Below are 24,450 nucleotides of genomic sequence, written 5' to 3' on the forward strand. Positions count from 1 at the left end.
CAAAGGAACAAAGAAAATATAATAAAATATAATGAAGAATACAAACAAAAAAGACTCAGGAGATAAAGAGAACAGAGAAGCTGTAAGAGAAGTCAGCAGAAACTTGTGCCACAATTGCGAAAATGTCACTATATCTCATTATTTGCCGTAAAGTTGCACTACATATACTGCCAAATACAAAAGGTGCACGTCTGCGAAAATAAGCAGAGGTGCGCCTTTTGATTCGGATTTTTGATTTAAACATAGCGAAAATTAAAAAATCCGTACCACTTTAACTGATTTATACGTACTACTTTCAACTCTTTGATTTTTTCATTCTTTTGGTATTATTTCTGATATTTTTTGTTCAAATTTTCCTCTGAATATTTCTTCTTTCATCATTAAGTGTGAATCTAAATCATGAAAATTAAACGCACCTGTTCCAAGTGCAAAATGCACACTTTGATTTATTCCAACACTTGACTCTGACATGCAACCTATCATAAGCTGTAAATTTGCAGCTTTAGCCATCTCAACAATTGCTAAAGCATCTGAAATACCCGACTTCATAAGTTTTATATTTATGTAGTCTACTGCTTCTTCTTTTATAAGCCTAAGTACATCATATTTAGTACGTGCACTTTCATCTGCTGCTACAGGAAATGGAGAATTAAACCTAACAAATTTTAAGCCATCTATATCATTTGCTAGAACAGGTTGTTCAAATACTGATACGTCAATTCCCATATTATATACCTTTTTAATAAATTCAACTGCTTGCTTATGAGTATATCCCATATTTGCATCAACAATATATTTTGCTCCTTTTGTTACCTCAAAAATTGATTCCATAACTTCAATATCTTCTGCTAAGTTTTCACCAACCTTGATTTTTATAACCCTAAAGCCCTCATTATATATAGATTTTGCTTCCTCTACACGATTCTTAAAACTATCTATTCCTACTGTTTTATCCGTTTCAATTTTATCCTTTGCACCACCTAATATCTGATAAACAGGAATTCCTATTTCTTCTGAAAAAGCATCAAGCACTGCGTATTGAACAGCTGCCTTTACACTTGGAGTTGCCAACATCTTATCCGTAATATCAAAAATTTTTCTATAGTTTTTAACGTCTATTCCTGTGATTGTTTCTTTTACAAAATTTTCAAATTGTAATAAAGCTTCTACTCTTTCTCCATTAACTCTAAATGAAGGCGATGCTTCTCCATACCCTTTTGCACCACTATCAAGAGTTACTTCTACCTCAATGTTTGTTGCCTCTGATGAAATGCTCCCAACGATATGAAATGGTTTATAGAAATTATACCTTTTAAGTGTAAATTTTATATCCACTATTTTTCCCATTTTCTCTACCTCCGTATTTCTTTAAAATCTAATACTTGAATCTCATATTTAAAATCATAAATATTTTTATACTCTGTTTCTGCTTCACCAACCTGATTATCATAAGGATCATTACGCCAGAATACTTTCTTAGGTGCAAAGTCTTTCATAAAATCAGAATTTGCCACCATTCTAAATGCATCAAGATTACCAAAATAGAATTCTCTTAATTCTTGATTGTTTTTATAGCGCCCACCAAAAGATAGGTCGGCAGGAAGCCATCCATAAGGTGGTATAAAGAATAATGCCCAATCATGCGGTGACGCTAGGAATGGGGTTATATACCAGCCGGATTGCCATCTGGCAGGAATACCTACAACCCTGCAAAGAGTTATAAAGAGGAGCGCTTGAAATCCACAGTCTCCTTTTAAATTACATGCAACAAACTCAGGAATATTTTCATATAATGCATAAGGATGTACATAAGAGTAGTTAACATTTAAGGTTATCCAATCATATATCTTCTTTGCTTTTAGATAGGGGTTTTTCTCATCTCCTACTATTTCTTTAGCAAGTTTCTTTAAATATGGTGTAAAAATTATATGAGGCGGCTCCTCTGATAAAAAGTCATAATTATTTATTTCTTCAGTATTTGCTGGAACAACTGTATTTACCCATTCTTTTATAACATATTCGAATTCTACAAAATATTCATTTTCTTTTTTACCTTCAAAATAGATTGTTCTTTGAGGGATATCGGAAGATGCTAAAAAATACTTTTCATGACTTGCTGAAACAAGTTTTACATCTTTCTGCTGAAATTCTTCTTTTGGAAATGGTAACCAAACTTTCACTTTCTCTTCCTCGATGTCTTCTACAATTTTTAGAGAAATTTTAGCACGAACCTTATATTCTTTCGGCTTATCACCATTCAGAAGTTCTCGTAACCTATTGTCATTAAGATTTCGTGACTCTTCTCTACTTTTGTCTTTTTTCATCCTTTTCTGGTAATCCGGAATCGCATAAGTAATATTCTGAACAAATCTTTCCTCATACATTCTTTTTCCATCAACCATAATGTAATCCAAAAATCCTTTATCAAGTAAAGTATAAAATTCTTCATTTGTAAAATTATCTATAAGCTCTCTTGCTTTGTTAATAGCTGTCTCCTCATTATAAGGATAATTCTTTAAAAGTCTTTTTACTCGCTCCTTTTCAAAAATTAATCTCATTCTAAGGTCATTTGGAAGTCTTCTTTCAAGCCATCTTTCAATGAGATGATTTGCTTGGTCAAAATTTCCTAAATATTCTTCACGAACAATTTCCTCTGGAAGCTTAACATTCATAAATTCCATGTTCTTTTTCCCCCTTTTTTATTTTAACATTTCGGTTTTTGCAGAACCCCAAAACCCTCATAAATTCAGGAGTTCTGCTATATATTTTCAAAGGAATTCCCCCGCTTTTGTTGAATTCCTATATATGACAAACACAAAAACGAAACGGAGGAAATCCTATGAAAAGCAAAGCTAAACAATTATCTCTTTATATTGTTACTAATGGCTTGGGTGTTTAAAGCCTACCAGCTTTTACGATAATGATTCTTTTGATATTGAAAATGCTAATTCTGCTGCTGAATATAAAGTCCCCCCTCAGCCTGGCATTGATTCTAATGGTATCTCTACTTACCCCCGTGACCCTTCCCTTAAGATGGTTTACGACGTTATAACATGGAAAAATGGCAGAGCTTCTCTCATCAGCATTCTTCTACACTTTACAACTTCCTGCTATTGAAAAATCCAGTGTAAATGTCCATTTCAATTTCCTGATTGTAAGAGGGAAAACTGCTTTCTTCCTTCACATAAATTCTGGTGCCGTTTATCTTCATCAATACTTTAGAACCTCTGCGAGTAATTCCAGCTGAAAGACCATCAATTAATCTGAAAAATCTGTACATTGGCAATAGAACCTCAGGGAAGTCGGACGGCAGTTCGTTTTCAAGATGATGATGATACTTTATCACATAATACACCTTATCGTCTATATTATATAACGCCTTGCTTAAATCAGCGCTTCGAAATGCATGAAAATAACCCTTTTCAAACACTTCTTTCGGATTTACTATATCTCCTATCTTCAAGTCCGGCTGTACTTTCCCAATATCATGCAGGACAGCTGCCTGTACAAGTGCATTCTTATCCATCCCAGGCAATTCCATCAGACCTTGTCTAAAAGCATCTGCAATTAATTTAAGCATGTTTACCACGTGCCTGAAACCACCATTTCTGATTATACCGGTTATCTTCACCATGCCTGTAGTTTCGTCGTACTCATCCATATACTCTGGAACAGATTTCAGCCGTGCCTCTATACGCTGGTCAGGAAGCATGATCGAAAATGCCGTTTCCACTTCATTTTGACTACTTCTCAATTTTTGCATCATATTGTATTCCGCTGTTATATCAGTAAATGTAACTAAAAATTTATTTGTCTCCCCTAAAATACTCGTACTCATCCTATAATAGGTTCCTGCCTTAGATGTTAATATTTTTTCTCGATTATCGTTAATCATTTTTCTTATTTCTTCAACTTCTATTGGATTTTCGGATATTATTTCCATCGCAAGCTTATTCGCCCGTATGATTTCACCACCCTCTGAAACCAGTGCTACTCCAAAGGGAAAGAGGTCTATTATCATACCTATTAAACGTTCAAGCCCCTCCCTTTTTTCCTTTTCACCACTATGCGACTTTGCAAGTCCCTCAATTAAATTTTCAAGAGAAAGTCTAGCTATTACTCCTCCATTTGTGCTGGTAAATAACCGACAGTCTTTGTGTGTAATTACACTTTTGACAAGATCCTCTATATTCAGCGTCGCTTCCACTTTATCTTCGTCTTTTATCAAGATAGCAACATCTTTAGCCTTAACCTTCGAAGCTTCATCTCCCATGAGAAACCATTTTAGTACTACGTTATAGTCAATGTAGCCCTTTGCGCCGTCTTCTTTTTCTACGATAACCACACCTTCTTTACTTTCAAGCATTACTCTTGCAACTTCTCTTAGATCGGCATCCTGTGAAACTACGGGTAAATTAATATATCGGCCTATAGTCATATTTTCCATCAAATTACACCCCTCTAATCTTTTTGTTTGTTCAGATGGCTATAGAAAACAAGCCTGTTCGTGCCTACTGCTTCCGGCAGTAATATGAGAAATCCCTTACCTCCATATCTCGCAAAAACTATCTCCCAAAAACAAAATTGTTTGTAAAATATACAAAAAATATGGTCCCTCAGATAAAACCTATTTACTTATTGCACTAAAAGCATAAAAAGCGAAAAAAGCTTAACCAGGCGTGTTTCAAGCGCACAAAAATGTTCATTAAGTATATGATAATTTTTATCATTATATACACTAAATGTACAGTTATTGAGCACGTTGAAAATTTGAAAAACATGCTTTTCAATGCTTAATGTGCTTTTCGTGCAAAAAAATTATATAAAAAAGTAAAAAGGAAATAATATTTATGTCCACATAGCCCTATCACCAGACAAGTATTCATCTTAGGTTAGTTTTTAGCTTGTATGTATGATAATTTTTATTGTAGATGACTCAACCTTTTTATCTGTTAAATTCATACAATGTATATAGATCTAACCTTGTATTTTTGTTTATAATACCCGCTTTCTGAACTTTTTTGCTTTTTTGATATTATTAAGCTTCTTATTCTTACATTCGCCTTTATTATACCATATCAGAATGTTTTGCAATATAGCAATAAAAAATATACCCCCAGTGTGAATAGATATTAATATTACCAGATGGTGTAAAGTTTTTGTAGGAAATAGTTTAAATAAATTTCTTATTAAAGGATTATAGCATCACTCTCTTATGAAAATTTTACATTGTCTAAATATTTTTATCTACTATATTTTAGTTCATCTATTTTGCTTTGAGGAAATACTCGAGTCTTTGATGTTCCATACACAAATGCTGTAACAGAAAGATTTAATAACAAGATTAAAGTGCTAAAGAGGGACGCGTAGGGATATAGAAATTTTAAACGATTTAGAAAGAGGATACTAGATATTTTGAAGCAACTTTATTAGCAAATATATTACCTGCTATCATTGCTGGTATCGCTACCAAAAGTCCTATTAAGATAACCAGTAAAAGATTATTAAGTTGAAGATTAGAAGCAGCAGCAATTGGACCTGGAGTCGGCGGAACTAAAACGTGTGTTGCATAAAGTCCTGTTGAAAGTGCTATAGACATTGCAACAAGAGATGTTTTAGTTTTCTTTGCTAAAGCTTTGTTCAATGAAGAAAGAATTATGAATCCACTATCACAGAAAACAGGTATAGAGACAATGTAACCCATGATACTCATTGCTATTGTAGGTCGCTTTTCTCCTACAAACTTAATAATTGTCTCAGCCATTTTGATTGCAGCACCTGATTTTTCAAGAATGGTTCCTATGATAACACCAGCTATTATTACTATTCCTATGCTTGTGAGGGTGTTGCCAAAGCCTTGAGTAATTATCCCTGCAATTTTATCGGATGGCATAAATGCTACAAAAGCTAAAAAATATGATGCAAAAATAAGGGCTAAGAATGGATGAAGTTTAAATTTTGCTGTTGCAATTACGATAAAAAGTATAGTCAAGAATAGAATAAAAACTAAATATGGACCTAACATTAAAAACCCTCCTTTATTTTTTAAGCCTTTATGGCTTTGATTAACCTAAAAATTCTCTCAACGGATTTTTCTAACAATGTTGGTGCGTTTTTTATAGCATCTTCAAGGGACATTGGCTTTTCCATAATTGAAAAAACGCTGCTAACTCCAATCTCATAAAGTTTTTCTATATCTTCAACCGTTCCTGCTATTACAATAAGCGGTTTATTATGCTTTTTGCACAATTTAGCTATTCCTGAAATTGTTTTCCCAAACGCTGTTTGAAAATCTACTTTTCCTTCACCGGAAATTACTATATCAGCTTCTTTTACTTTTTCTTCAAGCTTTAATGCCTCAATTATTATTTCTATACCACTTTTTAACTGCGCATTTAAAAATGCCATAAGCCCTGCACCTAAACCGCCTGCAGCACCTGAACCTGGAACATCTATTATTTTTTTACTAAAATACTTTTCTAGAAGTTTACCATAATGTTCAAGGTTTTTCTCTAAAACTTCTACCATCTCCTTTGTAGCACCCTTTTGGGGGCCATAAACTCTTGATGCGCCATTTTCTCCAATTAAAGGATTTGCTACATCGCAGGCTACGATAAACTCACATTCCTTTAGTCTCTCATCAAGATTTAAAATATCGATTGAGTAAATTTTTGAAAGTTCTCCTCCTCCAAGACCTATTTCTCTACCATCTTCATCATAAAATCTAACTCCTAACACCATTGCCATGCCGGCACCACCATCGTTTGTTGCGCTTCCACCTATTGCTATAATGAATTTTCTGCAGCCTCTATCTAAAGCATCTTTTACAAGCTGACCGGTTCCGTATGTTGTTGTAATCATGGGATTTCTCTCATAATCCTTCAAAAGATAAAGTCCTGAGGCAGCAGCCATTTCTATAACTGCTGTTTTGCCATCACCTAATATTCCATAAAAACTTTCAATATCTCTAAATAAAGGATCTTTTACATTTGTTTTTATTATTTTTCCTCCAGTTGCATCAACTAATGATTCAACAGTCCCTTCGCCACCATCTGCCATAGGGACTTTCTCGATAACGGCTTTTGGGAAAACCTTTAAAATTCCTTTTTCTATGCTATCTGCAACCTCAAATGCAGATAAACTTCCTCTAAACTTATCGGGAGCTATAAGAATTTTCATAACATCACCACCATTTTATTTTTATCATAAAAAGTAACTTCATTTACCTTCAAGTGAAATTAGCGCTGCTCCAAGTGCTCCAATAATCTGTGGTTCAAATGGAATTATAAGTTTTTCGCCGAGCCTGCTTTCGATGGCATAAACTACTCCCTGATTTTTGGCAACGCCCCCTGTCATCATGTATTTTCCTTTTCTCCCTATTCTGTCGACCAGGGAAATAGCTTTTGAAGCAACGGATTTATTGAGGGCATGTATTATATCCCTCTGGTCCTTATTTTGGGCAATAAGAGATATTACTTCAGATTCTGCAAATACAGTGCACATACTGGTAATCGTGATATTTTCTTTTACTTCCTTATGCACTTTTGCCATTTCTTCTATTGAAATGCCTAACGTCCTCGCCATTACTTCAAGAAACCGGCCTGTCCCTGCTGAACATTTGTCATTCATCACAAAATCAATGACATTGCCGCTGTCATCGAGCCTTATCACTTTGCTGTCCTGTCCACCTATATCTATAACAGTTCTAACAGCATTGTCTATAAAAAACGCGCCTTTTCCGTGACACGTAATTTCGGTTACAATTTTATCTGCAAAGGGAATACTCACTCTTCCATACCCTGTCGCTACTATTGATGTAATATCCTTTTTTGAAGTCCCGCACTATTTAAAGCAATTTCAAAAGCTTTAAAAGCACTTTCTAGAGCTTTAGGACCTGTTGGAATAATAGAATATGATATTATATTTTTGTTTTCGTCGATTATGACTACATTTGTAGAAGTAGAGCCACTATCCACTCCTACAAAATATCCTTTCTTGGCTTTTTGTTTTTCCATCTTTTTTATACCGGTTGATTCCAAAAAGGCATCTATTCTTGTTAAAATCTGGCCGCTATTTGAATCGTTATAGTCAGTTTCAATTTTTAAAAGTGGGACGTCTGCTTTGCTTTTGAGTTCAGCATACTCATAGGAATAAAAATCACAGAATTTTATGGTGTTGTATATTATCCCCTTGAATTCTTTATTGATTAACTTGCTTCGATCTTCTGCCATTCTCATACAGGGTGTTAAATTGAGAAGCGATTCCGCATAGCTTTTTAATAAATTATCTTTTGCTTCAATATTGAATACTCTTTCTTCACCTGTGCAGGTAAAATTTATTACGTTTGCTGTACAAGAATTTATGATTTTTTCTATAACATCATCTTTAAGCCTCGCACCTAATATAGCAATGCTTTCAGTGGATTCCTTTTCTTTATTAAAAGATTTGCTTTCTAGAATTTTTAGCAAATTCTCTTCAGCAAAATTCTTGTTTTTAAAGGCCTGATACGCTTCTATAAATTCAATTATTTCATTGTAAAAAAGATCTATTGCGAGAGGATCTTTTTTTCTGGGTAGGTCTAGGAGATAGATAAATTTTACTTTATCTTTTAATACATCATAAAGTCTTCTTATACTGTCACAGCAGGCAGTTAATATAACCTCTTCAATATTATTTTCAATTATATTTTCCAAAACCCCTTTTGCAAAACTGCACATATTTGAGTGAATCAGGGCCTCAGCATGTTCATGAGACTTATATCCCGAATCAAGTCTTACCGGTTCTTCTCCAAAGGCTTCGATTATTTCTACAGGCGTGTATTTGCAAATGTACCCTATCAATTTTTCACCTCCAGAAGGATTGCTAAAGCATTTCAAGAAAAGCTTCGAGCCTCGTCCTATTCTGCCCCTCTTGATTATTTCTTTTGTCTACACAATCCCCATCTAAATAAAGAAATGGAATACCCAATTCTGAAGCAAGATTTTTAATTATAACTGTTCCACCCATCGACTGTTTACAGCCCAAATGACAAAACTGTATAATGCCGTCCGGTTTTATTTTTTCTATCAGTTCTTTGATTCTTGCAACTTTTCTATTTATTTCACCATTAAAAGAGTTTAAGATAAGCTTTTCAGCGATTCCCTTAAAGGGGTCGTTTTCATCAATTTCATCAACAAAATCATAATTTAAGTCACTACCAGCAATGTGAAATTTATCGCTGAAGTTAAAGTAATCTTTAAAATTTTTCTCAAATATAGGAAGAAGGTGTATAAAAAATATGCTTTTTCCACTTCTTTCAGGAACTCTTTTTATATCCTCCACTAACATCTCATAAAAATGTAATATTTCCTTGCTTCCAATGAATACATGGGATGCAAAAAGCATATACATTTCAAAGGTCATAGTAGGTAAAAATCTTTTTTCTCCCGCATGATTTAAATACTCTCTCATAAGTGCTCTTGTTTTATTTTCCGTTTTTACGACTTCCCTCAATTTATCAGTATCAAGCTTTCTGTTAAAGACTTCCTCAAGCTTTTCCGCCACTTCTAAAAGTTGTTTTTTTACATACACTACAGCGTCTTTAGAATATTTGTAGGGAATATCAATAATGTACAGTGGAACCCCGTGCTTTTTTGAAAGATACTTGAAAGTAGGTATATTCGCATCACAGATCATGGAAGTAGTCATCATAAATTTAGGTTTTTTGAGAATATTAAGTTCACTAGCTCCTATAAAAGTTTTATGGTAACTGCATAAAGTATTTGACATACCCCTTGATTCAGCAGTATCTATAAGATAATCTTCGATGAAGAAGCCTGACATGAAAGAAGAATATGCTTCAATAAATAAGGGTTTTATGTCCATAGCAATCAAAAATTCAGAGGGTGCAAAGAGGTTTACCCAAGCAGAATTTTGAGGATTTGCTAAAGAATCTTTTATGCTTTTTATAGAGTATTTATTTAGGTAATGAAGAGATTTGGGAATCCTCTTGTCTTTGAAAAAGCTCACATAATAATAAGCAGCGGTAAGACCAAAGTTTATTAGCTTATTTACTTTTTCCGGTTTATCCATATTATCTTTTATAATATTGGTATAAATCTTTACTGTATCCATTTTATCACTACCCCATAAACTCCCCTTCCTCACAGAAGTGGTTTTTTCTCCAGTTGATATTTATTTCTCATCTCCTAGATAATTTGTTTTGCCCTTTCCCTAAGCATTCTTTCTTCTTCATTCTCAGGCTCAGGTAAGGTAACATTATGCGGCGCTGGCCTTCCATTCTCATCTACATGAATAAAAGTAGCAAAGCCTAAGATGCGCAATACTTATTTCGTTCATCATTTTAGCCTCCCTTAAATTAATTCTATTCATTGGCAAAAGAATGCAAAATCCTTTAATTCAATATTACCACAGTTTCTAAGTTTAGCCAAACCCGTTTTATGAGAAACATTCTTGACAAGACGATGAAGTAGAAGAATCACTTATAGAGAGTGTAATAGATTTATTATCACTGTGAAGTATGTTATAATTGCAGTAGAAGATAATTAAGGAGAAACGGAAGGAAGAATATGTTGAGGATTGAAGAATCTGAAGCATATAATATGATATTGGAGAAAGGAATAGAGAAAGGAATAGAAAAAGGTGTAATGCAAGAAAAAATTGCTATTGCAAAAGAAATGTTAAAAGAAGGCATAGATATCGACAAAATTGCAAAATTTCCTAATGAAGTAAGGAAAATAATGTATACAACGAATATAATTGAAGGACTCCATAGGCAGTTAAGGAAAGTTACAAAATCAAAAACAATATTTCCATCCGATGAAGCATTAGAAAAAATGCTTTAATTGGTAAGTATGAATGTATTAAAGAAATGGACCGTAAGATATAAAAATTGGGATATAGTATTAAACCAATTGATTATAATGTATTCAGGCAGATTAGAAAAATATCTATAAGGGAAAAGAACCGAAAAAAATTTTTCTTTAGGACCTTTGAAGACCTAGAGATTCAAAGGTCCTAAAGAAAAGCTCAAACAACCCCTAATTGAATATTTTAACCAAATTAATTCAATTTCATGCATAAAATTTAGAAAAAAGGTTATACTTAAAGATGGATTAGATAAAATGTTAATTAATTCTTGCCAAGAAAGAGTATGAAATTAATCTAAATATACAAAATATTTTTCACTCCCTTAAAAAAATATAAACTTGAATTCGGCAAGTGAATTTACGAAATGCCCAAATAGAGCCATTTGAGGGCTAAATTAAGTGAAGAATTTTTTGCAAAAAATATATGGAGATTCCCTTTTTTCTGATAAAATTTAAGTGTCAACTCAAAAACATTAACAGAAAGGAGAATCTCCATAATGTAAGTTTAACACACGGTGGGTTAACTTATTTTATCGGACTTACTTTCTCTATAACTTTTTTTGCAAGTTCAATATAGGGCAATCCCTCAGATCCATCATCAAGAGCAGGTGGTATACCTACATCGCTTAATTCTCTGACTTTAACCGTTATTGGAATCTTTACAAGTATTTCTGTTCCTAAATCTTGCGCTAATTTTTCTGTTTCCCCTTCACCAAAAATATTATATCTTTGGTGGCAGTTAGGACATTCAAAATATGACATGTTTTCCACAATACCTATAACTTCTAAATTAACTTTCTTAGCCATATAACCGATTCTTCCTGCTACGTGAGAAGCTGAAGCTTGTGGAGTTGTCACAAGCACAAATTTTGACTCAGGCAATTTTTGCATCACTGTAAGAGGTATATCTCCTGTCCCTGGTGGTAAATCCAATACTAAATAATCTAATTCTCCCCAATACACATCATTGAAAAACTGATCAAGAACTCCTGACAAAAGTGGACCTCTCCATATTAAAGGTGTATCTTCGTCAGTAAAATTACCCATTGAAATCACTTTTATCCCGAATCTTTCTAATGGCAAAATAGTATGCTCATCCAATGCGTAAGGTCTTTCATCCACAATCCCCAAAAGCCTTGGAACACTAAATCCTAACACATCAGCATCCAATAGCCCTACTTTAAAGCCTAATCTGGCAAGGCTCACAGCCAAATTAACTGCAACAGTTGATTTACCTACTCCACCTTTTCCACTACCTACTACTATCACTCTCGTATTTTCAAATATGGGTTTCCTGCCACCACTAAGCTTTCTTGCTAAGTTTTGCGTTTCTTCTTCTGTCATAGCTCCAAGATTTACTATTACTTCTGAAACCCCTTCAAGTTTGGAAACTTCCTCTATAGCATCTTTTTTAATAGTATCTTGAAGAGGGCAACCTTTCACAGTAAGGTTTATGTCAATTGTAACTTTATCCCCTTCAATTTGAATATTTCTCACCATATCAAGGTCAACTATACTTCTTCCTATTTCTGGGTCATATACTTTTCTTAGAGCGTTTAATATTTGTTCTTGTGTAAGCAATTTTATACCTCCTCTACATTATTATTTTTAGATTCTTGCAAAGTCCCAAAATTCTCAATGGGTTCTGTTATATATTTTCAAAGGAGTAATCTTTTTGTCGCCTCTATTGCTTCCGTATCATTTAAAATTTCTCTTTCTTTATAAGCAATGCCACAAACGCCTCTATTTGCGGGAATCACTTTATAAAAGTGCTTATCCACAATATAGCAAGTAAAATTGCTAATAATACTGTATACCAGTATATAAGCTGTATTTTTGTATACATAAATACATTAAAAGCCGACAAAGTATATGCTGACAACGGAAATATAAATGCCCACCACGAAAGTGAAAAAGGTATTCCACCTTCTATAAGGTATTTAATTGTTATTATAACAGTAAGCACAAATGCCCAAAGCCCAAATCTCCACAATATAAGAAAGCATTTTTAAAGTATCTACCGCCAAAATTAGTCCTATTTCTTTTGAAGCACCAGCAATACCCATCAAACTTACAGTTCCTACGCCAATAGGCCCAAGTATAATCCAGAAAGTTGGTGTTGCCATGGCATGCGGCATTGTATGACTTATAAATCTGTTCAAAATAATACTACTAAGTATGACAAAGAGCATTAATCCAATTCCATAAAATACTATATCTATAATATTTATTAATTTTGCCAATTCTGTGTTTTTTGTCTCATAAGCCTTAACTAGAAGATTTCCTAATAAAGGCACTACAATACTTGCAACAGGAGTTATATACCATGAGTAATTTGTAAGCTCGGGTCCTATATTTTCTGTTATCATCATATTGTATGTTACAAAAACTCCAAAAATTAAGGCAAGAGCTACGACATATACCCACAAAATTGTGCCCAAAGTCACAATAAATGCCATGCTAAAATATTCCTTACCTATCATAAAAAAGTTTGTTCCAAGAATTAAACTTCCTACAGGCATAGTAACAAAAAAGTTAGACATAGCAGGATGCTTTAAATCCTCTATTAATTTATCAAAATGTAAAAACCATCTTCCTACCCTGAATTATAAATATTAAAAACAAAAATATATTTAAAAAGAAAAGTGCTACAGCTACTGGTTTTAAAAAAGGCATTTTTGCACTTAACAAATAAAGAACATTAGCAAATCCACCAGTACCCATAACGGATGCATACCATGCCGGTGAAAAGTGCCTTATAATGCAGTTAAAGCATATTCTGTGTTCCATTGATCGCTCCTCCATTAATATATCCGAATTAACGAATATATTATATCAACATAATTAACATATGTCAACAACTAAGTAGAGGAATACTTTATATTTAACTTTAACACCATAAAAATATAACTTCGATTGTTGCTAAATATTTCTTGCCTGTAAGCTTTAGCAACAATCGAAGCCGTGTTAGATAAAATTATTTATTTTGCGATTGTTCTCTTTGAGCAACTGCTTTCTTTATTTCCTCAATAACCTGCTGTGTATTCATGTTTCTTATTTCGATTCCAATATGCTTATCTCTAGAAAAGCCTACATCGTCAAAAGCATCTCTGTACATTTTCTTTTGCATTGTAGGGTCACAAGCAGCGACATAAAGTTCATCTATTTGCGCTCCTCTTAATAATTCCCTTAAATACCTATCTCCATCATCTGCACAAAGTTGAGGATGTAATCCTACCCATTCAAAAATGCCCTCTCTTCTTAAAGTGTTTAAAACTTCAAATGTGTCCATTTGTTGAAATGATGGACAAGTGCCTTGGCAAACACATAAAAGTAATCCTTTTTTACTCATAAAAATTACCTCCTATCTCCAAAATATGTTATAGCTTCATTATCACAAATTTTTGAACATCCACGGCAAAATTCCACGCAGTTGTCTGGATTTACAACATCCGGATATCCATCGTCACCGATGGTATAAACGTCATGTGGACAAAAGTTCACACATTGATAGCACTGAATGCATTTATCCTTATCTATTATAGGATACCAATTTTTTGCCACATATTTCACCTCCTCTCCAGCGTTTAAAGCTCTTTCAGTATATCAGCTATCCTTCCATTTACATTCTTTATAACTTCTATATCATTTAATAAGAGCTCATTTTCTATGTCAGCATTATCTACAACTGAAATTACGATTTTTTGTGCATTGGTATTTTTGATAAAATCAACAAATTTTTGTGCATTTATTTTCTCTTCTTTAAAAACGGGATTTTCTACGTTTTTAACTTTCTTTAATTTTCCATTTTCAATTTCTGCAACAGTAAAGTATTCTGATGAAACAATACTACTTCCTACATCGCTATTTAAGCCAAGATGGTTTTTTGATGCAAAAGCAATTATCATTTATATTAACCTCCTTATATATTTTTATATTCGAATATTCGAATATAGCAAGTAAAAAAATTTATTTTGTGCCAAGAAAGATATTTTTCACTTCATCGATAATGTTTATGATATTTTCATCTGTTAAAGAATAATAAATTATAGTCCCTTCTCTTTTGGTTTTTACCATTTTATTTGCTCTTAATACCATTAAATGCCTTGATACGTGGGATTGGTCTAAATTTAGTGCTGCCATCATTTGACATACGCACATTTCTTTTTTGCTTAAAAGCTCTATTATTTTTATTCTTGTAGAATGGGATAATGCTTTAAAATACTCCGCTACTTTACTATACAAATCAGCTTCCACTTTTCTCATCCTTTCATATAGATTATATTCGATTTTTCAAATATAGTCAAGTTAATTTTTTGTCAAGATCCGTATCAAGTTTTCGTAGGTAAATTTTTTAAAAATTTTTTGCCTAACTTACCTCACCACCAATACGTAATTCACTTTACTGAATATAAAATATGTTCTATTTATGTTAAATTATTACTTCAGAAGCAAACACTAAACATCTCGCTTCTTTTATTAGCCTTTAAATGTCAAATACTGGTTATTAACTTCCTGCTTCAAACACTTATCTCTAGACCATTGGCTCGCGTTATCTCTTTTAAAAACATATTTTATCCAGAGTCTTCCTGCAAATGGCCCTTCTAAAATCGGCCATTCTTCAAAAAGCTGACTACTACTTTGCTTTTACAAGATACCCGGAGGAGGTACGAAAGCACATTTATACCACAAGTGCAGTTGAAAGTGTTAATAGCTTGGTTGAAAAAGTGAGAATAAAATCTGGTGGATATTTTCAATCAGCTGATATTTTGGAACTCAATGGTTTATTTGCAGAGAGCATTTGAAGCAAACAAAATGGGAAAAGCCTGTTCCAGTGATAAAAGCTTACATTTACGAGATCATGCAGCTTTTCCAGTTACGTTACTATGCTCAGACACAAAATTCTTGACAAGTCTCTCTGCTCTTTGTAGCCTTATTATTATACCATCGCTTTCTATGTATAGCTTCTTTGTAACCTTCTCTCCTTTCGGTAAATTCCCATCTTCAAAAACTTCTTTCCTCTTTTCTTCACTGTCTTCCCTTAAATCTTCTCCTACTTCCTGCACTCCTTTCCAGATCGGCATCGGACTAATTCCAGGAAATAGATAGTTTAATATTTCTGCCGCACGCCTAAAAGGCATTTCTGTACCTAATTTTACAGCTATTTCTCTTAACTTCGGTGTTATTTGTGAACGAGATCTTAAATCTAATAATTCATCCAGTAAAAACTTTGTCTCTCCTCTCTTTTTGTTTCTGTATAGACGCCTCCTTTATATAAATTCTCCAAAGGTACTAACAACCTGTTTCGCTCTAAATCCTACTACTTTCCATACTTCCTTCTCTCTTCCTTTCATAAGTTGTGTGTCTATTTCTTCTAAAGCCCATGCAAAAATTTGAGTGGATATCTTCTGCATGAGGTTGTGGATTCCTTATTCAAGTTCATAAAAGTCTTTACTTTCTTTTATTATTTTTATTAATCCATTTGCAAAAAGAAGGATTGCCCCCACTATGTGTCGAATATCTAACATATTAGACCTTACCTTTCTTTTGATTTTTGTTTTATTTCGTTTTTGGTGGGTGGGTCTTTTAACTACACCTAACCCCCTTTTTCCTGCTTTATTTCACCTACTTAAATTTTACACTGCCTTATTAGTATTAGGATAAATTAATTTGAGAAATTACATTTATCTACTTTTTTGTTTAAGTTGTTATGCTATAAAAGTAAGGAACCCTTCTGCTGTAAAGGGTTCCTTAGATTTTATCAAAAGCAATATTTTCTCTCTGCGTTGCAATCCATCTTTCTGCTACTGGTGTTTTTTATTATCTTAACTTACTTACATTCTTTTATTAGCACTATATTCTGATTCCCATTTGGGCTGTGGTCCTCTTAGATAGGATATAAAAGCTGCAACCAAGCTTATTGCAAAAGATACCCCAAAAGTAGACCTTAAGCCCTTAATAAATTGAGCAACTGCTATCCCTTTTGCCCCAACTTGGGGTCCTACAAAAAGTGCTTGCATTGCTTGCGGATCTATGCTTGAAGAAATTATTCCCATAGCCAAAGCTATACTTATTACTGTTCCGGCATTGTTCATCATTGTCCTTACTCCTGCCGCTATTCCTCTTTTATCAGCAGGAACATTACTCATTATAGCGTTGGTATTAGGAGATATAAATAGCCCGGAGCCAAAACCCATTATAGCCATCCACAGTATTAATTTTGTAATTGACGTTGTAACATTTATTCCCATAAAACCTACAAGTCCTACTGCAGATATAAGTAGCCCTATACTACTTAACTCTCGTGACCCATACCTATCAGATAGCCAACCGCTAATTGGTGAAACCACCATCATTGCTAGAGCAAATGGTGTCAATAAAATACCTGCAGTCAATGGATCCATTGCCTTAATACCCTGCAAGTAAAAAATCAAAAGAAAAGTAACTGCTCCTCTTGCTATTCCATTTAAAAGATTACTCGTATAGGCAAAAGCTAATATTCTCGTTTTAAAAAGATTCAAATCGAGAAGCATTGGCTGTTCCACGGTATTTTCAATATAAATAAATAAAACAAACAAGGCTATTGCGACAACAAAGAGAGTAATAATGTGTGGATTTCCCCATCCTGCAAATCCTCCAAAAGACAGGGCAATTAAAAGTATTATCATAGCAACGGTAAATACTAAAGTACCAGCATAATCAAATTTTTGATGCTCAGGAAGAGCCTCTACTTCCCTAAGTTGTAGTGCTGCCCACAGCGTGCCAATAATCCCAAATAAGAGCACCTATTGTAGTGCATGAAAGTGCAATCCATTTGTATTCCAATTTTTTCACAGTATGCATCTCCTTTCATACAACGATTCTTGGATATAATAATGCGGCACACAATTGCAAAATAACAGTTATGAATATTATTATTAGCCAATCCAAGCCTGCATTTGGTATAGGACTATTTAATAAATATCCTCTTAAAAGTTCTACAATATAACTCAGAGGATTTATTTGTGCTACTATTTGCAGCCAATGAGGCATAATCTCAATAGGATAAATTGCATTACTGGCAAAGAAAAGAGGCATTGTTATTACCTGTCCTATGCCCATAAATCTTTCTCTGGTTTTAACTATAGCTGCAATAGTCATGGATAAAGAAGAAAAGATAATAGCCCCAAAAATTATAGTAATTACACTCATTAATATGTTAACAATGCTCCAATGTAATTTTATCCCTATTAACAAGGAAAGAAACAGTATAATCATTACTTGACTTATTGCCCTTACACCGGCTCCCAAAGCTTTTCCCGTAACAAATGCAAAGCGAGGTACTGGCAGTGCAATTAATTTTTGAAGAATTCCCTGGTCTTTGTCCCAAATAATACTAAGTCCATAAAAAATTGATATAAACATCATAGACTGTGCCAGAATCCCTGGAGTCATAAATGTCTGGTAATTAACATTTCCTGTCGGAATAGCACGTACTTTGGAAAAAGCCTGGCCAAAAACCAACAACCATAAAGCTGGTTGAACTGCGCGAGTAAAAAGTTCAGTGGGGTCATGGCGTAATTTTCTTATTTCCATCTCAGCAATAGTAAAGGAATTAGCCATATAGGCTATAAATTTTGATAGTATAGAAAAACTGTGTCGTCTTTCATTAGTCAAAGCGCTGAATGCGCCTTCTGACTTGTCGCAATTCATTGAAGTTTCCCCCGCTTTCCAGTCGATTGCCTGTAAAAAATGTAAAAACATCTTCTAAAGTAGCTTCTTTATTTCCAGTCATCACCTTTAATTCTTCAGGGGTTCCAAGTGCAGCTATCCTGCCTTTATTCATAATAGCTACCCTGTCACACATGGCTTCTGCTTCTTCCATATAATGGGTTGTTATTAAAATTGTAAGTCCCGTTTCTTTTTTAAGTGCTTCAAGAACTTCCCAAACGTTACGTCGTGCTACAGGATCAAGACCAACTGTCGGTTCATCAAGTATTAATAATTTTGGCCTGTGTATTAATGCCTGGCCGATTTCCAGTTTTCTAACCATACCACCAGAGTACTCTTTGACAATCCTGTTTGCTGCTTCACTTAAATTTAATATGTCAAGAATATGATTAATCCTTTCTTCTCTCTCTTTTTTAGGTAAGCACAATAATTTTGCAACAATTAGAAGATTTTCATACCCTGTTAAAGTTGAATCGGCTGATAAGGCTTGCGGTACATATCCTATTAAATTTCGAATATAACCTCCATTTTTTATAACATTTATTCCCTCTATTTTGATTTCGCCTGATGTCGGAAGCAAAAGCGTAGTTATCATACGAATTGTAGTTGTTTTTCCTGCTCCATTAGGTCCCAATAAACCAAAAACTTCTCCTTCGTTTATGGTAAAACTTATACCTGCAACTGCTTCATACTTTCCAAAAAGCTTCCTTAGATTTTTAACTTCAACAGAAAAAGGCATATAAACACCTGCTTCCAAATTAAAATTTAGCAAGTCTCACATTCTTTCAATTGATTCCAAATTAACCTCAAATCCCTGTTTAGACGTTCTACGTCAAGTCCATCAATCTTTTTCAAAATATTTGCGAGTATTGATGTACGATATTGTAAGATCTCTTTTAATAGTTTATCACCTTCTTGGGTTAATTTAAGATAAACAAGCCTTCTGTCAGTTTCATCTCGCCATCTTTCAACGAGCCCATCACTTACAAGATTGTCAACAAGCCCTGTCAGAGTGCCAGGAGCCAGCAGCAACCTTCTTTGCAATTCTTTCATGGTTATTGGGTTGTCATCCGACAACTTATTCATAACCCAAAATCTCGCCATTGTTATATTTTTTTCGTTGAGATAGCTTCGGGTATATAAATTTAATATGTGGTTTATCTCTCGTAAAAACAATTCTAAATTGTCTATATACCCTAGTTTCATCAATTTGCCTCCCTAATATTTTGGTTTCCAAATTATATTATAACATTATTTTTACAAAGTCAATAGGGTGTAAACATTTTATTATAAAAATGATAGATAAAGACATAAATAAATGCGTGAACAATGAGATAAGTATCCTTAAAAATAATAGACAAGAAGAAAACAGTGTGGTAATCTATAAAAAGAAAGTAAAAATCAATTTGGAGGGCTTTAAATGAGTAAATTTTTTGATATTGATAGAAATGATGAATGCATTTGTGGAAGTGGAAAAAAATATAAAAAATGTTGTCTTCCTAACATAGAAAAAATTGAGAAAACCCTCTTAAAGGAAATGGAAAAAGAAGATGTATTTTCACCTTATGATTATGAATTTATACGAATACTAAGTGTAATGTATGGAATTAAGCTGGATGGTAAAAATGAAGCTGTAAACGTGGAAAAATTAAAAGTATTACTAATAGAATCATTGGAAGAAAGAAAACGACAGGCGGAAGAACTTAATGAAGAAAATGAAGATGAAGCAATAGAAGAGTTATTTAGAAAAATTGTAAGTATATTCAGAAAAAATGAAGGGTTGAAAGACTTAAGAATCCCAGTTACTTTTATAATGAATGTAGATCTTGATAATGAGGAAGAAATGGAAAGAGTTTTAGATGAAATATCTAATACATCTTTTTTAGAAAACTATTTATTAAATTTAGCCTATTCTCTACGTACAGAAAAATTTACCGAAGAAGAAATGAAAAATATCTTTATCTGGCTTTCAATAGCAGTTATAGATAAAACTTATAAGATATTTACAACACCTATCTCAGAAGCAACGGAATTTGACCTTGTGGATGGAGAAGATGAATTAGAAAAAGTTTTAAATGATGCAGAAAAATTACCTCATGACTTAGTGAAGGAGAAAGTGATGGAAATATTCTATAAATATCCTATATTTGCCGAATATTTAAGTGCCAATATGCTTATGGAAATGGAAGATGAATTAAATTATATTTTAGACCCTGAAATGGAAATTGAAATACCATTTTATGTATTTTATATATTTTATTTAAAGTTCCTTGCAAAAGCTGCTGAATTCTTTAAAAAGAAAAACACAGAACAACAAGAACTTTTTGATTCTATATTTGATGAAGTGATAGATGAAATTTTTGATGAAGATATAGTTGCAGAAAAAGTGTATTTTTCTATATTAGACAAAATAGTAAAAATAGAAAAAACTACAAAAGATAATGACCTCAAAGAAAAGCTTCAAAACATATTAGAATTTTTAACTATACCAACAACATTCCAGATTAGTTTAATAAAGATAAGATTTGTTATATCCCTATCTAACTATGTTAATACTTTACCTCAAAGAATAGATGATAGCAATATGATTTTAGAAAATCTAGAACAGCTATTATCAAGAAAATTTTTTAATGAATATATAGCCTATTTAGAGTCAAAGAATTTTGAAGAAGTGCAATACTTAAAACAGCTTTACAATAAAATTGAAGAACAAAAAGCAATTATATATGATAATATGAATGCAATCGTAAATGCATTAAAAGGTTTTTGATTTTTCATGTATAAATGTTATGAATTTATAAATAAATCAAAAAGAATCAATATAAAGCTACTTTAAAGGCTTTTTAAAGTTTTAAGGTAGCTTATTTTTGTTAACATTTTAAATTTTATTATTCAATGAGATAATGGCTGACTGTGGCAAAACTTTTAAGCTTTTTCTTTTTAATTAAAAAGTTAATTAAAAAAGAGCAATTAACCACTGCCCTGGCATTGCTCTTTCCAAGATAGCACATTAATTTTTCTTATATCAAAATCTGTAAATACTTGATAATCACAAAAATCTAATCTTTCTCTAACACATTCCACAAAGATTGCTTTTTATTCTTCAAAACAATTTCATCATCTTTTAGTTGAAGGGGCATAACAGACACAACAATGTGCTTTTCTTTTAACAGCTCTTTTTCAATAAACAACCATGTATGATTGTGCAATAGCTTTTGCCACCACTTTGGTGCAGTAAATTTTGGTATAATTACAGTTATTATATCTCCCTTTTGATAGTTATACTCTTCTGACTTTATATATTCTAAAAGTGGTTCGATGATTTTTCTGTAAGGTGAGTATCTGATAACTAAAGGAATAGAACAATTTAACATTTTATATCTTTCTTGCAATTTCTTTGCTTGCTCCTCGCTTATAGAAACATTGAATGCAATTACATTATCAGATATAGTCCTTGCAAACCTTAATGCTCTTACACTTGCTTTGTTTAAACTTTCTATTGGAACAATTACTCTATTTCTATAGATATTGTGTTCAATATCTAACAATTCTTTATCAGCAGGTGTTATTCTGAGCTGGTCAGCAACAGCAATATAATGAAGTTTTACTTTTACCATTGCAAGAACAAGTACAGGTATTAAAAGAACAACAATCCAAGCGCCTTCTTTGAATTTGGTTATTGCAATTATAATGACAACAACAAAGGTAGTAAGAGCTCCAAACCCGTTTATAAAAGCTTTTATGTGCCAGCTATTACCTTTATGTTTGAGCCATCTTACAAACATGCCACTTTGAGACAATGTAAATGATATAAATACACCAATAGCATAAAGACCAATTAAGGCCGAAACATTGCCTTTAAAAATGACAATTAATAAAGCAGATATTAATGAAAGAATTATTATTCCATTTGAATAGCTCAATCTGTCTCCTTTCATACTTAGTTGTCTTGGAACAAATTCTTCCTTTGCCATGACAGCTACAAGCATTGGAAAACCTGCAAAAGCTGTATTTGCAGCAAATACAAGAATTATAAATGTTGTTGCAGCAACGAAATAATACATAAAAGTTTTGCCAAAAACTTCTTGAGCCATTAAAACAAGCATTGCACCTTTTTCGGGATTTACTCGATAGTAAGTCGCCAGTAAAGATGTCCCACCAAATAATATAAAAATTATCAAAGATAAAAGCATAAGAACCATTTTTGCATGTTTTGTAGCAGGCTCTTTAAAGTTGGGAACAGCATTAGCAACTGCCTCAACACCTGTTAAGGCAGTACATCCACTTCCAAATGCTTTCAAAAGCAAAATCATTGTAACAGGGTGTATTGGATAATTTATTTTTGGTTCAGGCGGTATATAACCAGTTTTGAGCTTGAAAAATCCCGCGATTATTAGTGAAACTATCGCCAACATAAAAGCATAAGCCGGAATACCAAATATACGTGAAGATTCTCTTATTCCCCTTAAGTTTCCTATCATCAATAATAAGACTAAAAGCAAGCATATCACCAATTTATATGGTCTTAACACACTGATAGCAGTTACAATTTGATCAACACCAGATGATATAGAAACAGCAACAGTAAGTATATAATCAACTGATAAAGCAGCACCAGCAATGATTCCTGCTAAAACTCCAAGATTGTCCTTGGCAACAATAAAGGCTCCACCACCGTTTGGATAGTTATCAATGGTTTGACTGTATGAAATCATAAGAATAAAAAGTAATACAATTATAGCTAGTGAAAGAATAGGGATTTTTTCAAACGATAAAATTCCTACAGCAGGAAGTAATGCATATAGCATTTCTTGCCCTGCATATCCAACGGATGATATAGCATCGCTTGACAAAATCGGCAAACCCCATAAAACACCGTATTTTTCTGATTTTTCAACTTCATTTGGCAATGGTTGTCCAATTAAAACCCTTTTAATTTTTTCGAGCAAGGAAATCCTCTCCTTTGCCGATAATTTGAAGTATTAAATGGTTTTACAGTCAACTATATTATTATATTACCTTATTGCAACAAATTCAATTACTAACGTAGTTCATCCGTGTCAAGATTTTGTAGTGTAAATTGCAATATTAAACGCAACATTTATTTACATTAAATGCCATTATTTTATAACCATGTATGATACTTATATATACTTCCCCTATAGGGGAAGTATAGTTCCATAATTTTACATATTAACTAAATCTGCAATAACTTCTGCTTTAAATTTTTTGCTCCCATTTGTTATGCTAGTTAATAGCTTGAGCTATCTCTTGCAAAAAGAATTCTTCTGGTGTCTTATATCTTAAAATTCTTCTTGGAAGTCTATTACACCAATCTTGTACTCGCTCTACGGTCCTTCCGGTAAGTCAGCTATTGTGCAACCTCTAGGTATAAATCTCCTCACTAATCCATTGTGACGTTCATTTGTGTCTCTCTCAAATGCGGAATATGGATGAGTAAAGTATGCTTTACTGCCATATTCTTTTAGCATCTCATCTAGCTCTGCAAATTCTGAGCCATTATCTGCCGTTATGCTCTTGAATATCTTTGGAAAATTCTCTTTATATTGTTCTTTAAGTCTATCAAATACCTTTTAATTGATAAACAGTCCTTTTTATCTATCACAAACATATATTCATACCTTGTAAGGCGCTCCGTTATTGTTAATAAAACTTTATCATTTGTCCGTTTCTCCATTACAGTGTCTATCTCACAATGCCTAAAAACTTCTCTTCTGTTTATTTCCTCTGGCCTCTGTGGTATACTTTCTCCCATAATCTTTTTATTCCTCCTCGTATAATTAATTTTAAAGGCAATAAATTTGTCTCACTTCTTAAAATTTAATAAAGCAAATTTATAACTGGAAATCTT

22 protein-coding genes and 5 pseudogenes are annotated in these 24,450 nt (G+C 33.0%); 4 read left to right on the forward strand and 23 right to left on the reverse strand.

The genetic code is table 11. From position 1 onward, the window contains the following. Positions 1 to 312: 312 nt before the first annotated feature. The 3 genes from THEWI_RS07690 to THEWI_RS07700 form a co-directional block, all read right to left on the reverse strand. A complete protein-coding gene (locus tag THEWI_RS07690) occupies positions 313 to 1,347 on the reverse strand; it encodes an L-Ala-D/L-Glu epimerase (RefSeq protein WP_014063013.1) in 1,035 nt (344 codons plus the stop codon). A gap of 5 nt (positions 1,348 to 1,352) precedes the next feature. Beyond that, complete coding sequence (locus tag THEWI_RS07695; protein ID WP_014063014.1) at positions 1,353 to 2,681, reverse strand: transglutaminase family protein; 1,329 nt, start codon at positions 2,679 to 2,681, stop codon at positions 1,353 to 1,355. A gap of 416 nt (positions 2,682 to 3,097) precedes the next feature. After that, positions 3,098 to 4,447 (reverse strand): HD domain-containing protein, encoded by a 1,350-nt coding sequence (locus tag THEWI_RS07700; RefSeq protein WP_014063015.1) that lies wholly within the window; start codon positions 4,445 to 4,447, stop codon positions 3,098 to 3,100. Positions 4,448 to 5,301: 854 nt separating this feature from the next. Between THEWI_RS07700 and THEWI_RS14875 the strand changes: the two are divergent. After that, positions 5,302 to 5,370 (forward strand): annotated as a pseudogene (locus THEWI_RS14875) (hypothetical protein); the annotation flags it as partial. A gap of 22 nt (positions 5,371 to 5,392) precedes the next feature. Here THEWI_RS14875 and THEWI_RS07705 read toward each other — a convergent pair. From THEWI_RS07705 to THEWI_RS07720, 4 genes and pseudogenes are all read right to left on the reverse strand, one after another. Further along, entirely contained in the window at positions 5,393 to 6,025 is a 633-nt protein-coding gene (locus tag THEWI_RS07705) for a GntP family permease (protein WP_014063016.1), read from the reverse strand. 20 nt (positions 6,026 to 6,045) lie between these two features. Continuing rightward, positions 6,046 to 7,179: a glycerate kinase gene (locus tag THEWI_RS07710; RefSeq protein WP_014063017.1), complete on the reverse strand. Its 1,134-nt coding sequence runs from the start codon at positions 7,177 to 7,179 to the stop codon at positions 6,046 to 6,048. Positions 7,180 to 7,218: 39 nt separating this feature from the next. Then, positions 7,219 to 8,840: pseudogene (locus THEWI_RS15270) on the reverse strand (acyl-CoA dehydratase activase). Positions 8,841 to 8,862: 22 nt separating this feature from the next. Further along, positions 8,863 to 10,113, reverse strand: a complete 1,251-nt coding sequence (locus THEWI_RS07720) for a 2-hydroxyacyl-CoA dehydratase subunit D (protein WP_041589218.1) — start codon at positions 10,111 to 10,113, stop codon at positions 8,863 to 8,865. Positions 10,114 to 10,601: 488 nt separating this feature from the next. On the opposite strand from THEWI_RS07720, the pseudogene THEWI_RS13645 reads away from it, so the two are divergent. Then, positions 10,602 to 10,955: pseudogene (locus THEWI_RS13645) on the forward strand (transposase). Positions 10,956 to 11,393: 438 nt separating this feature from the next. Here THEWI_RS13645 and THEWI_RS07730 read toward each other — a convergent pair. The 7 genes and pseudogenes from THEWI_RS07730 to THEWI_RS07755 form a co-directional block, all read right to left on the reverse strand. Beyond that, on the reverse strand, positions 11,394 to 12,449 hold the full coding sequence (locus THEWI_RS07730; RefSeq protein ID WP_014063020.1) for an Mrp/NBP35 family ATP-binding protein: 1,056 nt from the start codon (positions 12,447 to 12,449) through the stop codon (positions 11,394 to 11,396). A gap of 175 nt (positions 12,450 to 12,624) precedes the next feature. After that, positions 12,625 to 13,411, reverse strand: a pseudogene (locus THEWI_RS07735) (SLAC1 family transporter). Between the two features lie 31 nt (positions 13,412 to 13,442). Then, positions 13,443 to 13,658: an SLAC1 family transporter gene (locus THEWI_RS15275; RefSeq protein WP_279625589.1), complete on the reverse strand. Its 216-nt coding sequence runs from the start codon at positions 13,656 to 13,658 to the stop codon at positions 13,443 to 13,445. A 187-nt stretch (positions 13,659 to 13,845) separates the two neighbouring features. Continuing rightward, complete coding sequence (locus THEWI_RS07740; protein ID WP_014063022.1) at positions 13,846 to 14,220, reverse strand: hypothetical protein; 375 nt, start codon at positions 14,218 to 14,220, stop codon at positions 13,846 to 13,848. Positions 14,221 to 14,225: 5 nt separating this feature from the next. Further along, positions 14,226 to 14,432, reverse strand: coding sequence for a 4Fe-4S dicluster domain-containing protein (locus THEWI_RS07745; protein WP_014063023.1), 207 nt, complete (start codon positions 14,430 to 14,432; stop codon positions 14,226 to 14,228). Between the two features lie 23 nt (positions 14,433 to 14,455). Then, positions 14,456 to 14,776, reverse strand: a complete 321-nt coding sequence (locus THEWI_RS07750; RefSeq protein ID WP_014063024.1) for a NifB/NifX family molybdenum-iron cluster-binding protein — start codon at positions 14,774 to 14,776, stop codon at positions 14,456 to 14,458. A gap of 61 nt (positions 14,777 to 14,837) precedes the next feature. Continuing rightward, positions 14,838 to 15,125, reverse strand: coding sequence for an ArsR/SmtB family transcription factor (locus THEWI_RS07755; RefSeq protein ID WP_014063025.1), 288 nt, complete (start codon positions 15,123 to 15,125; stop codon positions 14,838 to 14,840). 338 nt (positions 15,126 to 15,463) lie between these two features. On the opposite strand from THEWI_RS07755, the gene THEWI_RS15795 reads away from it, so the two are divergent. Beyond that, on the forward strand, positions 15,464 to 15,673 hold the full coding sequence (locus THEWI_RS15795) for a transposase (protein WP_041589219.1): 210 nt from the start codon (positions 15,464 to 15,466) through the stop codon (positions 15,671 to 15,673). Between the two features lie 54 nt (positions 15,674 to 15,727). Here the strand turns inward: THEWI_RS15795 and THEWI_RS14895 are convergent. From THEWI_RS14895 to THEWI_RS07785, 6 genes and pseudogenes are all read right to left on the reverse strand, one after another. Continuing rightward, positions 15,728 to 16,126: pseudogene (locus tag THEWI_RS14895) on the reverse strand (UPF0236 family transposase-like protein); the annotation flags it as partial. A 12-nt stretch (positions 16,127 to 16,138) separates the two neighbouring features. Then, positions 16,139 to 16,282, reverse strand: coding sequence for a UPF0236 family protein (locus THEWI_RS14900; RefSeq protein ID WP_244262187.1), 144 nt, complete (start codon positions 16,280 to 16,282; stop codon positions 16,139 to 16,141). Positions 16,283 to 16,702: 420 nt separating this feature from the next. Then, entirely contained in the window at positions 16,703 to 17,653 is a 951-nt protein-coding gene (locus THEWI_RS07770) for an MFS transporter (protein WP_014063026.1), read from the reverse strand. A 64-nt stretch (positions 17,654 to 17,717) separates the two neighbouring features. Then, a complete protein-coding gene (locus tag THEWI_RS07775; protein ID WP_014063027.1) occupies positions 17,718 to 18,560 on the reverse strand; it encodes an ABC transporter permease in 843 nt (280 codons plus the stop codon). Further along, a complete protein-coding gene (locus THEWI_RS07780) occupies positions 18,517 to 19,317 on the reverse strand; it encodes an ABC transporter ATP-binding protein (protein ID WP_014063028.1) in 801 nt (266 codons plus the stop codon). The genes THEWI_RS07775 and THEWI_RS07780 overlap by 44 nt, the downstream gene beginning before the upstream one ends. 26 nt (positions 19,318 to 19,343) lie before the next feature. Next, positions 19,344 to 19,784 (reverse strand): MarR family winged helix-turn-helix transcriptional regulator, encoded by a 441-nt coding sequence (locus THEWI_RS07785; protein ID WP_014063029.1) that lies wholly within the window; start codon positions 19,782 to 19,784, stop codon positions 19,344 to 19,346. A gap of 214 nt (positions 19,785 to 19,998) precedes the next feature. Between THEWI_RS07785 and THEWI_RS07790 the strand changes: the two genes are divergently transcribed. After that, positions 19,999 to 21,348, forward strand: a complete 1,350-nt coding sequence (locus THEWI_RS07790; protein ID WP_014063030.1) for an SEC-C domain-containing protein — start codon at positions 19,999 to 20,001, stop codon at positions 21,346 to 21,348. Between the two features lie 289 nt (positions 21,349 to 21,637). On the opposite strand, the gene THEWI_RS07795 is transcribed toward THEWI_RS07790, so the two are convergent. From THEWI_RS07795 to THEWI_RS13655, 3 genes are all read right to left on the reverse strand, one after another. Beyond that, the gene (locus tag THEWI_RS07795) at positions 21,638 to 23,527 is read right to left on the reverse strand and encodes an APC family permease (protein ID WP_014063031.1); all 1,890 of its coding nucleotides are present in this window, start codon (positions 23,525 to 23,527) and stop codon (positions 21,638 to 21,640) included. Between the two features lie 399 nt (positions 23,528 to 23,926). Continuing rightward, positions 23,927 to 24,124 carry an IS30 family transposase gene (locus THEWI_RS15580; RefSeq protein WP_156786946.1) on the reverse strand — a complete coding sequence of 66 codons (198 nt, stop codon included), beginning with the start codon at positions 24,122 to 24,124 and terminating at the stop codon, positions 23,927 to 23,929. Beyond that, entirely contained in the window at positions 24,109 to 24,354 is a 246-nt protein-coding gene (locus THEWI_RS13655) for a hypothetical protein (protein WP_052877857.1), read from the reverse strand. The genes THEWI_RS15580 and THEWI_RS13655 overlap by 16 nt, the downstream gene beginning before the upstream one ends. Between the last annotated feature and the right edge of the window lie 96 nt (positions 24,355 to 24,450).

Origin of the sequence: Thermoanaerobacter wiegelii Rt8.B1, assembly GCF_000147695.2 — a bacterium.
In the GTDB taxonomy this organism is placed as follows: Bacteria; Bacillota; Thermoanaerobacteria; order Thermoanaerobacterales; family Thermoanaerobacteraceae; genus Thermoanaerobacter; species Thermoanaerobacter ethanolicus.

Excerpts from the sequence above, each read along its gene's own strand:
- THEWI_RS14900 (WP_244262187.1), bottom strand. The coding sequence starts at position 16,282 with ATGCAGAAGATATCCACTCAAATTTTTGCATGGGCTTTAGAAGAAATA.
- THEWI_RS07720 (WP_041589218.1), bottom strand. The coding sequence starts at position 10,113 with ATGGATACAGTAAAGATTTATACCAATATTATAAAAGATAATATGGAT.
- THEWI_RS07790 (WP_014063030.1), top strand. The coding sequence starts at position 19,999 with ATGAGTAAATTTTTTGATATTGATAGAAATGATGAATGCATTTGTGGA.
- THEWI_RS07705 (WP_014063016.1), bottom strand. The coding sequence starts at position 6,025 with ATGTTAGGTCCATATTTAGTTTTTATTCTATTCTTGACTATACTTTTT.
- THEWI_RS07775 (WP_014063027.1), bottom strand. The coding sequence starts at position 18,560 with ATGAATTGCGACAAGTCAGAAGGCGCATTCAGCGCTTTGACTAATGAA.
- THEWI_RS07785 (WP_014063029.1), bottom strand. The coding sequence starts at position 19,784 with ATGAAACTAGGGTATATAGACAATTTAGAATTGTTTTTACGAGAGATA.
- THEWI_RS15275 (WP_279625589.1), bottom strand. The coding sequence starts at position 13,658 with ATGGAACACAGAATATGCTTTAACTGCATTATAAGGCACTTTTCACCG.
- THEWI_RS07740 (WP_014063022.1), bottom strand. The coding sequence starts at position 14,220 with ATGAGTAAAAAAGGATTACTTTTATGTGTTTGCCAAGGCACTTGTCCA.
- THEWI_RS07710 (WP_014063017.1), bottom strand. The coding sequence starts at position 7,179 with ATGAAAATTCTTATAGCTCCCGATAAGTTTAGAGGAAGTTTATCTGCA.
- THEWI_RS07750 (WP_014063024.1), bottom strand. The coding sequence starts at position 14,776 with ATGATAATTGCTTTTGCATCAAAAAACCATCTTGGCTTAAATAGCGAT.
- THEWI_RS15795 (WP_041589219.1), top strand. The coding sequence starts at position 15,464 with ATGGCCCTTCTAAAATCGGCCATTCTTCAAAAAGCTGACTACTACTTT.
- THEWI_RS13655 (WP_052877857.1), bottom strand. The coding sequence starts at position 24,354 with ATGGGAGAAAGTATACCACAGAGGCCAGAGGAAATAAACAGAAGAGAA.
- THEWI_RS07695 (WP_014063014.1), bottom strand. The coding sequence starts at position 2,681 with ATGGAATTTATGAATGTTAAGCTTCCAGAGGAAATTGTTCGTGAAGAA.
- THEWI_RS07690 (WP_014063013.1), bottom strand. The coding sequence starts at position 1,347 with ATGGGAAAAATAGTGGATATAAAATTTACACTTAAAAGGTATAATTTC.
- THEWI_RS07780 (WP_014063028.1), bottom strand. The coding sequence starts at position 19,317 with ATGCCTTTTTCTGTTGAAGTTAAAAATCTAAGGAAGCTTTTTGGAAAG.
- THEWI_RS07700 (WP_014063015.1), bottom strand. The coding sequence starts at position 4,447 with ATGGAAAATATGACTATAGGCCGATATATTAATTTACCCGTAGTTTCA.